General features: G+C 38.0%; 7 protein-coding genes. 5 read left to right on the top strand and 2 right to left on the bottom strand.

The features are described from left to right. Both AC1DG9_RS17290 and AC1DG9_RS17285 read left to right on the top strand, forming a co-directional pair. On the top strand, positions 1 to 1,334 hold a 1,334-nt coding region (locus AC1DG9_RS17290; RefSeq protein WP_477634954.1), incomplete at its 5' end, for a mechanosensitive ion channel family protein. A 13-nt stretch (positions 1,335 to 1,347) separates the two neighbouring features. Beyond that, a complete protein-coding gene (locus AC1DG9_RS17285) occupies positions 1,348 to 2,313 on the top strand; it encodes a polysaccharide deacetylase family protein (RefSeq protein ID WP_172659346.1) in 966 nt (321 codons plus the stop codon). 71 nt (positions 2,314 to 2,384) lie between these two features. Here the strand turns inward: AC1DG9_RS17285 and ahcY are convergent, their stop codons facing one another. Further along, the gene (gene ahcY / locus AC1DG9_RS17280; protein ID WP_172659347.1) at positions 2,385 to 3,701 is read right to left on the bottom strand and encodes an adenosylhomocysteinase; all 1,317 of its coding nucleotides are present in this window, start codon (positions 3,699 to 3,701) and stop codon (positions 2,385 to 2,387) included. A gap of 354 nt (positions 3,702 to 4,055) precedes the next feature. On the opposite strand from ahcY, the gene AC1DG9_RS17275 reads away from it, so the two are divergent. From AC1DG9_RS17275 to AC1DG9_RS17265, 3 genes are all read left to right on the top strand, one after another. After that, entirely contained in the window at positions 4,056 to 5,309 is a 1,254-nt protein-coding gene (locus AC1DG9_RS17275; protein ID WP_172659348.1) for a 6-bladed beta-propeller, read from the top strand. Positions 5,310 to 5,315: 6 nt separating this feature from the next. Beyond that, positions 5,316 to 8,159, top strand: coding sequence for a porin family protein (locus AC1DG9_RS17270; RefSeq protein ID WP_288882555.1), 2,844 nt, complete (start codon positions 5,316 to 5,318; stop codon positions 8,157 to 8,159). 151 nt (positions 8,160 to 8,310) lie between these two features. Continuing rightward, positions 8,311 to 8,721, top strand: coding sequence for a BrxA/BrxB family bacilliredoxin (locus tag AC1DG9_RS17265; protein ID WP_172659350.1), 411 nt, complete (start codon positions 8,311 to 8,313; stop codon positions 8,719 to 8,721). Between the two features lie 66 nt (positions 8,722 to 8,787). Here the strand turns inward: AC1DG9_RS17265 and AC1DG9_RS17260 are convergent. Next, positions 8,788 to 9,755 (bottom strand): glycoside hydrolase (locus AC1DG9_RS17260; protein ID WP_477634953.1); only part of this gene is annotated, 968 nt, incomplete at its 5' end.

The following is a 9,755-nucleotide window of genomic DNA, read 5'->3' as shown; positions in this document are numbered from 1 at the left end:
CAGTTGATGATTCTACCCTTGTAGGAATTGTTTATAAAGGCGATATTTTATTAAGCTTATCAAAAGCTGACGCAGATTCCGTGAAGATGGATAAAGAGGTTATGGCTAAAGCTTATCAGGAAATTATTATAAATAATATCAATAATTAYAGGAAGGAAACCAACGTATCAGAACTTTTAAAGCGAGCGGGATTGGGGCTGCTGATCATTGTTGTATTAGGCGTATGTATATTTTTTTTAAATAAATACTCTAACAGGTTTAACAGCTGGTTGAGTTTCAAATTGCATGAAAGAATTGGGCATTTGAAAATTAAGGATTATGAGTTGATCGACAGAAGAAGGGAGCTGATATTAATAAGCAAGTTCCTGAACTTAATTAAAATCTTTGTCATCCTTTTGCTGATCTATCTTACCCTCCCAGTTATTTTTAGGCTCTTTCCATGGACAAAACCCTGGAGCGATAGTCTGATTAGCTTTGTGCTGAACCCACTAAAGAACATATTTAGTGCTTTAATTGACTTTGTACCAAAACTGATTACTATAGCTGTTATAGTTGGGGTATTCCATTATGTGAAAAAGGCAATTAAGTTTTTAGCTTACGAGGTCGAGACTGAAAGGCTAAAGGTTAGCGGTTTTTATCCTGACTGGGCAAAACCTACATTTAATATTGTTAAGATTTTATTAAACGCCTTTATGATAGTGATGATATGGCCCTATATTCCGGGGTCGGATCTGGCCATATTTAAAGGAGTATCTGTGTTTTTGGGGATACTGATTTCCTTTGGATCATCATCGGCCATTAGTAATGGCGTGGCTGGCATGGTGATTACTTATATGCGTCCTTTTAGAATTGGAGACGTTGTTAAAATTGGAGATACTACCGGCGCTGTTTTAGAGAAATCATTATTAGTTACCCGTGTCAGAACAATCAAAAACGAAATCATTACCATTCCTAATAGTGCCATCTTAAATGGGAACACTGTGAATTATACCAGCATGTCTGTTAACGAAGGATTGATTATCCATAGCACGCTTACTTTAGGCTATGATATTCCATGGACAAAAATTCATGAACTGCTGATTAATGCTGCACTTGCAACCGAAGGCGTAATTAAGGATAGAGCTCCTTTTGTGCTGCAAACAAGTCTTGATGATTGGTACGTGTCTTATCAGCTAAATGCCTACATCAGTAATCCGGGCATTATGGCTGTTATCTATTCAGAGATGCATAAGAATATTCATGAAGCATTTGATAAAGCGGGAGTAGAGATTATGTCTCCTCATTATCAGGCAATAAGGGACGGCAATGCAAGCACTGTTCAGGTTAAAAATTAAATGAAATAAGTGTGTGAAGACGATTTTGTATCTATTAATGGTCTTAGCTATTCCTTGTTCGGCTCAGGTTAGTATTGAGGGGTATAATAAATATTTTGCAATTACTAAGTATAACAATAAGGAATTACTGATACTTCGGAAATTCAAAACCTCAGGAACTGCTTCTTATTTAGCGGTTAATCCTGCTGAACTAACTACATCAATAATTCCGGCTGCCGGAGTAATTGTGAAAGAAATGGCGTTAGACCAAGCACTTATTTATTTTGAAAATTCAGCATATTCTAAGGCAATGTCGTCGGCAAGGCAACTATCTAATAGCTTGCAGGATGCAGGAATTATTCATGGTTTCCAAAAAGAAAAAGGAATAACGTTAACAATTGATCTGTGCCCTTCGCATAAAGTTCTAGATAGAATAATCTTTACCTCACTCATTTCAGAATTTCAGAAAACAGAGAAACCGGTGCCAATTGCAATATCAATTACCGGCCGATGGATGCTTACCCATGCCAACGATTTAAATTGGCTTAAAGAGCTGGAAAAATCCAACTATATAAAGGTTACATGGATAAACCATTCTTACAATCATCATGTAAGTTCTAAAGCACCCCTTAAAACTAATTTTTTATTGGAGCCGGGCACAGATTTGAATTTCGAAGTATTAGGAACCGAACTGGCTATGTTACAACACGGGATGTTGCCATCTGTTTTCTTCCGTTTTCCGGGTCTTGTATCAGATACAGAAGTAGTAAAACGTGTGCTTTCTTATGGGGTTATTCCTGTTGGGAGTGATGCATGGCTTGCAAAAGGTCAGCCAGCCAACTCAGGGAGTATAGTTCTAATTCATGGAAATGGAAATGAACCACTGGGGGTTCAGGATTTTATTAAACTCCTTAAGAATAAGCAAAAAGACATTCAAGGCAAACAATGGATAATGTACGATTTAAGAGAAAGTGTTGAGGATGAGTTTCAACAGAAATAATGGATATGCCTGATAACAAAAAGAGGGAAATTACATTAGTAATTTCCCTCTTTTTATATCTATCCGAGTGATTAGTATCTGTAAGTATCTGGTTTAAATGGACCTTCAACCGGAACACCAATGTATTCTGCCTGATGTGCATCTAAAACATCAAGTTCAACACCAATTTTAGCCAGGTGTAAACGAGCTACTTTTTCGTCCAAATGCTTAGGTAACACATAAACTTTGTTCTCATATTGATCTGTATTGGTCCACAATTCTAATTGAGCCAAAGTTTGGTTAGTGAATGAGTTAGACATTACAAAACTTGGGTGACCAGTTGCACAGCCTAAATTTACCAAACGACCTTCGGCCAATAGGATGATGTCTTTTCCGTCAATAGTATATTTATCAACCTGAGGTTTGATCTCTACTTTAGTAGCACCATAGTTTTTGTTTAACCAGGCAACATCAATTTCATTATCAAAGTGACCAATGTTACAAACGATCGCTTTATCTTTCATGCTTTTGAAATGCTCAGCACGAACGATATCGCAGTTACCGGTTGTAGTTACAATAATATCAGCTTCTTTAACTGCGGTAGCAAATTTCTTAACTTCATAGCCTTCCATTGCAGCTTGTAAAGCACAGATCGGGTCAATTTCAGAAACGATTACACGTACACCTTGTGAGCTTAAAGATTCAGCTGAACCTTTACCAACATCACCGTAACCAGCAACAACAGCTACTTTACCAGCCATCATGATATCAGTAGCACGACGGATCGCATCTACTAATGATTCACGACAACCGTATTTGTTGTCAAATTTAGATTTGGTAACTGAGTCGTTTACATTGATTGCAGGTAAATGCAATGTTCCGTTTTTCATACGCTCGTATAAGCGGTGAACACCGGTAGTAGTTTCTTCAGATAAACCTTTGATGTTAGCGATAAGCTCCGGGAATTTATCGAAAACCATATTGGTTAAGTCGCCACCATCATCTAAGATCATGTTTAACGGCTGACGCTCAGGGCCGAAATGTAAAGTTTGCTCGATGCACCAGTCAAAGCTAGCTTCATCTAAACCTTTCCAGGCATATACCTGAATACCAGCTGCAGCAATAGCAGCAGCAGCGTGATCCTGAGTAGAAAATATATTACAAGATGACCAGGTAACTTCAGCACCTAACGCAACTAGTGTTTCAATTAAAACTGCAGTTTGGATGGTCATGTGAAGGCAGCCTGCAATGCGTGCGCCTTTTAATGGTTGAGAAGGACCAAATTCTTCGCGTAATGACATTAAACCAGGCATTTCTGCTTCTGCCAGTTCAATCTCTTTGCGGCCCCATTCTGCCAGTGAAATGTCCTTAACTTTGTAAGGAACGTAAGTTGTCTCTACTGATGACATATGTTTATTTATTAAGTTTCTAATATACAGCCTGCAAATTTACGACTATTTATGTTTATTTATTGCAACAAAAAAGGAATGGATCAATTCAACTCGTTCTGGTCTATTTGATACGATGTTTCGTATTAGATAAATCGGCATTAAAGAGCCCGATTGTTCGGTAAAAGCACCTTTTTTTCTAAGTATGGGGACGAAGTATCATCGAACAGAAACACAGAGCAAACAGCGTTCCTTTTGTAGAGTAAGACGTGTTTTGTCTAAACGTTAATTATTGTTAAAAATAAAGGCCGAGCTTCACATAGAATCATTTGTCTCCTGAAAATTAATATATTTAAGGAACCAAATGACGCCTTTATGTTAAAATTCGCTCTCAGCAGTTTAATAATCTGCATTTTCTCCTATGGCCATGCTGTGGCTCAAGCAAGCAAAATTGATAGCACAGGAATGGTGACGCTCAGGATTGACCCCAACAGCGCACGCGGTGCGGCTGTATCTCAGTTCTTCGATGAAGTTATCTTTACCCCGTTAGAAACCACTAAGGAAAGTCTGTTTGGTTCTATAAATTCACTGAAAATCGCCGGCGACAATTATGTTATTTACGATTGGGAAACCAAAGCAGTATTGATTTTTACTAAAGCGGGAAAATATGTTGCGAAGATCAATGCCAATAAAATAGAGAAAGATCCTAAAGTTAAAGATCAGAGTTTCTATGGCTTTAATATTAAAAAGGAAGATGGTCAAGTGCTGATTGAGATTTCGTCAGGTAAACAAATTTACTATTTTGATTTAACTGCCAAGCTGGTAAAGAAAGTACCTATTGTTAAGGATAAACAGAAAGACTATACCAATTATAAGAAATTTAGTGATGGTACGATTATAGACCAGGCTTTTCTGGAGGAAAGTGGTAAAGACAGCATCTACTATAACGTAAGCATTTTGAAGGATGGCAAGAGGGTAGAAAGTTATTTCCCTTACCGAACGGCTGACCACAAGGGCGATGAGCGCTGGCATGGTGGCCGTGTATATGATTATGGTAATCCGGATGAGTATCTTTTTGTAAAGAACTTCTATTATAACATTTACAAATTAACGGCTAAAAAGCTTTCTTTGGCTTATAGGATCTTGTTTCCGGCCTCAAACTCTCTTCCTATGGATTATGATACCAACCCAATCTATAAAGGGAAGGGTTATGATTATTATGAGAAAAACAGGGATGTTTTTTATGATTTGGCTAACAGTTACCTGCATTTTAATAACCTGTATTTCCAGGTTAGGAACTGGAATTGGAGCCGGGATGAGAAAAAAGCTTTTATATATAACTTAAAAACAACTGAATTGACATCTATTGCAGATATAGAGCCTGATTCTACCTCTCAGTTTTTGCCGATTACGGATTTGGCATCTCAATATGATTTTACAAACAAAGGCTTTCATATCGTTACTCCTGAATGTTTTTACACCAGCTATTCTTCTCTAACGCTCTTTACCGCTAAAGAACAGAATGAAGATAAAAACAGGAAGTATAATGCTGCTTTAACAGAGTACTTTAAAACACAAAACAAGAAAAGTAATCCCATAATTATTCAGCTTAAACCAAAAAAATTCTAACGCTCCATGTTCAAATTAAATACCATAACGCTGGCATTTCTGCTCAGTATTGCCTGCTTTACGCTTAATGCACAGCAAGCTACCACTGTAAATCCAGGAACTGCAAAGGGTATTGTGAGAGATACGGCACAGAACTATGTGCTAAAATCTGCTACCGTATCTATCTATAAATCGGCCGATAGCACCTTGTTAAGCTACCAGGTAACCAATAATTATGGGGAATTTAGCTTTAAAAACCTGCCTGTAAATGTTCTTCTAAGACTGGATATTAACAATGTAGGTTACTATACTTCCAGAAAGACATTTACGATACCTTCGGGTAAGAATACCATTGACCTCCAGACCATTGTTGCCAACCGCAGGGACATCACGCTTGACGATGTAGTGATCACCGTGCCACCGATTAGTATGAATGGTGATACGTTAGAGTTTAATGCTGCGGCTTTTAAATTAGATAGTAATGCTGTGGTTGAGGATTTGCTTAGGCAGATACCCAACATCACCTTGTGGGGAGACGGACAGATTACGGTAAACGGTAAAGAGGTTAAAAGCTTATTGGTAAATGGAAAGTCCTTTTTTGGTGGTGATATGAAGCAGGCTACACAAAATCTGGCTAAAAATGCGGTCCAGAAAATACAGGTGTACAACAAATCAAGGAGTCAGCAAAGTACCAATCCTGCAGATTCTACGCTGGAGATGAACATTAAACTAAAAAAAGGCAAGGATGTTGGTTTTTTTGGTAAGATTGGCGCAGGTTATGGAACAGATAAGCGTTTTGAAACGGACGCCAGTATCAATATGTTTACGCCCAAAATGCAACTTGCCGTTGTTGGCGCCATAAACAATATTAACAAGATTGCGGATAATACGCGCGATCTCCAATCTAACAGTACGTTTAAGGGGGTTGGTACCAATGTAGAATATCAGCCTGATTTTAGGGCTGAAGGGATAACACGCCCCAGTGCACTCGGGGCAAACTTTACCTACAATTTTATAGAAAAGCCCACGTGGGAGTTAAAAAACACCTTAAAATCTAATTACTTTTTACAAGACAAGAATACCAATTACCTAGCTGATGCTAAGACAACTACCTCTGTTAACAGTACGGATAAGGTGATTGACAACAGCATTACCAACAATCAATCTTCTAATACCACGCAGCGATTTGATTCGAATTACGAGTATACTAAAAAGGGGCATAATTTGAATTTCTCCCAGGAAGTAAACTTTAATCAGGGTGATAATGTAGATCAGACTTTTCGTACGGCTACTAATTTGCAGGATGTGCTAACCAGTACAAATAATTCAATGAATACCGGAAATTACAACAATAAGAGTTTTAGGTTTGGTGGTCAGTACAGGTATTCTCCATATATCATTACACAAACAACGCGGTTTAGGGGTTTCGAGGCCAACTATAATTTGAATACCTACAATAATGAAAGCGACCGCCTGAACCTGACTGAGTTTAAATCATTTACTGGTACTGCAGCTAATCAGAAATTTAACAGAAAGTACAACACCCTTGCGGAAGGGTTCAGACAGGAACTCAATTTAACTATACAGGATCTAAAGGGGCTGATTTTTGGAAACAAAAAATACTCACGTATGAGCTTTGATTTAACGAACAGGTTACTGCTGAACTCTGATAAAAATAATAACAGGGTGCAGGATTTGGATACCATAAATAACGTATACCGGACTAACGCCTATTTAAATAATCAAATAACTACGAATGTTATTGAGGAAACACCTGGGTTGAGAATAAGAAGATCTTTCTCGAAAAGTATGTCTAACCGTTATTACAAGTCCTTGTCCCTCACGTTTCATCCTAAAGAGCTATTAATTAGTCAGGATAATAAATCTGACAGGTCTTTCCAAAACTTAAAACGCAACTACAGCCAGTTTGCCCCTGACGTAGAGATTAGTTTTTACAATAATCAATATGGGGAAACCTCGAGGAACTACTCTCTTGAGTACAGAACAACTTTGAAGATACCTAATATCAATCAGCTTGCTCCACTAACCGACAGCACCGACGTATACAATCTTAGAAGAGGCAATATTAACCTGAAAGAATCGGTACAGCGTGAATTGTCATTCAGCTTTTACAGCGATGATCAACATAGTAAAAATACGCTTAATTACAACTTCACACTAAGGGCAGGGTTGATTGCTAACAATATTGTAGACAGTCTTTTGATTGACGAGCAGAACAGGCGGACGGTCTATTTGGTCAATGCAGATGGGAATAAATATTTAAATGGCGAAGCGGGTATCAGGAAGGCTTTAAAGCTTAAAACATCGGAATTTCAGTTTAATTTATATGGAAACTTCAATACAGCTATAAACCCTGGGTATACCAATAGTGTATTTACTTATTCGAGTAATTTAAATACGTATTATAGCGGTAGTGTTAATTATACGTATAAGAGTTATTTGGCGGTGGCGCTTAGCCAATCGTGGTCTACCTACAAATCCAAACAAGAGGCCTTTAACACCCAATATAGCGGAAAGAACGTTGGCACCACATTGACGGCCAGCTATAACATCACCAAGAAGTTGACGTTGAATAGCAATATCAGTAACAACAACAGTTCTTCATCGAATTCTAAAAACATTGTTTACACCATCTGGAATGCGAACCTGGTTTGTCGCTTCCTTAAAGGTAATAATGCTGAGGTCAAATTCGCGGCCCTCGATTTATTAAGGCAGAACACCAGCGTAATTAACTATGGTGATGCCAATAGTTTTACCATAGGTAGGCAAAATGTATTGACACAATATTTTATGACCACAATTTCCTACTATCCAAGACAGTTTGGAAAGAAGGCCAAGGCTAAGAAATGATGATATAACAGAGGAGAGCGCTTGTTTTTGATTTATACAAAGTAATTTAAAGGTCAAAACTATATTGGTCTTATCGCCAATGCTTTGATGCTAGTTACAGGTACAGTACCTTTGTATACTCAAAAAGAAAATTTATAAAAATATTAAGCATATGTATCCAGAATATTTAGTTGAACCAATGCGTGCTGAACTTACAACCGTAGGTTTTGAAGAATTAAAAACTGCTGAAGCAGTTGATAGCGCCATTACAAGCGAAGGAACTGTGTTTGTAGTAGTGAACTCGGTATGTGGTTGTGCAGCTGCAAACGCGCGTCCGGCAGCAAAATTAGCTGCAGCAAATGAAAAACACCCTACAAAATTGGTAACGGTTTTTGCTGGTATGGAAAAAGAAGCGGTTGACAGAGCTAGAGGTTATATGTTGCCTTTTCCTCCATCATCACCTTCAATGGCTTTATTTAAAGATGGTAAATTAGTTCATATGATAGAGCGTCATCAAATAGAAGGCCGTCCGGCGCAAATGATTGCCGATAGCCTTATTGGTGCTTTTGAGCAGTACTGCTAGAAATAAAAAAATATAAAAGAGGGAGCCTGAAAATATCAGGCTCCCTCTTTTTGCGCTTAATATTATTTAAAGAGCAGAAAATATAAAGGTGCTTATAGAACGCGGTGGTAGGGCAGTATCTCCAATTGGATAAGGGCGAATATTGTCATCCTGCTTTTCAGAGGTTATATAATGCTTTTTAAGCTTTAAGGCCTGTCCTTTAAGTAGCCCTTTCAATACAAAATCAGTTTTTTTAGTTTCACTTGTGTAGTTAATTACATTTATTACAAGACTTTTTCCATTCGGGTCTTTAAATGCAGAAACCATTACCTGCTGGGCAACCTCCATGTCATTTAAGCTGTCGCTTCTTTGTGTTTCTATACGAACCATACCAGGGCGGATAAAAAGACTGTAATGTCCTAAGGCCCACAGATTTTTAGTAATGGTGTACTTGTTTTCAGGTTTGCTTGCTCTTTGCGGATTTAATGCGATAAGAAAGTAACGTGGATTTAACGGATTCCCGGGCTCGTATGCATTCCAGAAATGCCAGGCAGATGCATCCCCTACGGTAAAATCATGATTAATTACCTTTGCAAGGAATAATGCATGATCCATCTCGCTTGGCTTGCCTTCGATTTTATCTTTATAACCATTACCAAGCATAGAGTATTCTGATTGCCAATATTCCAGACCATTATATTTCTTTAAAGTATCTCTTAAAGATCTTCTTGTGTTTATTAGCGTACTGTCGCCGTTTTCTGTAAAATATCCATGGCCTTCAACAAACTTTGTACTATTGCTAAAACCGCCTATGTATAAAGGGCTTTTTGGATTCCAGAAGCTGTCTATCTGGCGTGATGTCCGTCCCTTGTCAGCATACAAAAAATCAAGCTGACCGGCTTCGGTGGTCAGGATTTTTGTACTAAGCTTTTGCTTCTGTAAACTGATATTTAAAGATTTAATGGTTTGATACATTTCCTCATTTGTCCATGGACTGCCTTCCTGATTAGATTGCTTTAACCAATCCCATTGGGGCTCATTTATTGGACTTATGT

Source organism: Pedobacter sp. 05L430 (assembly GCF_056397585.1).
The sequence above is the reverse complement of the archived record's forward strand: the minus strand, read 5'-3'. Positions and strand labels throughout refer to the sequence as shown.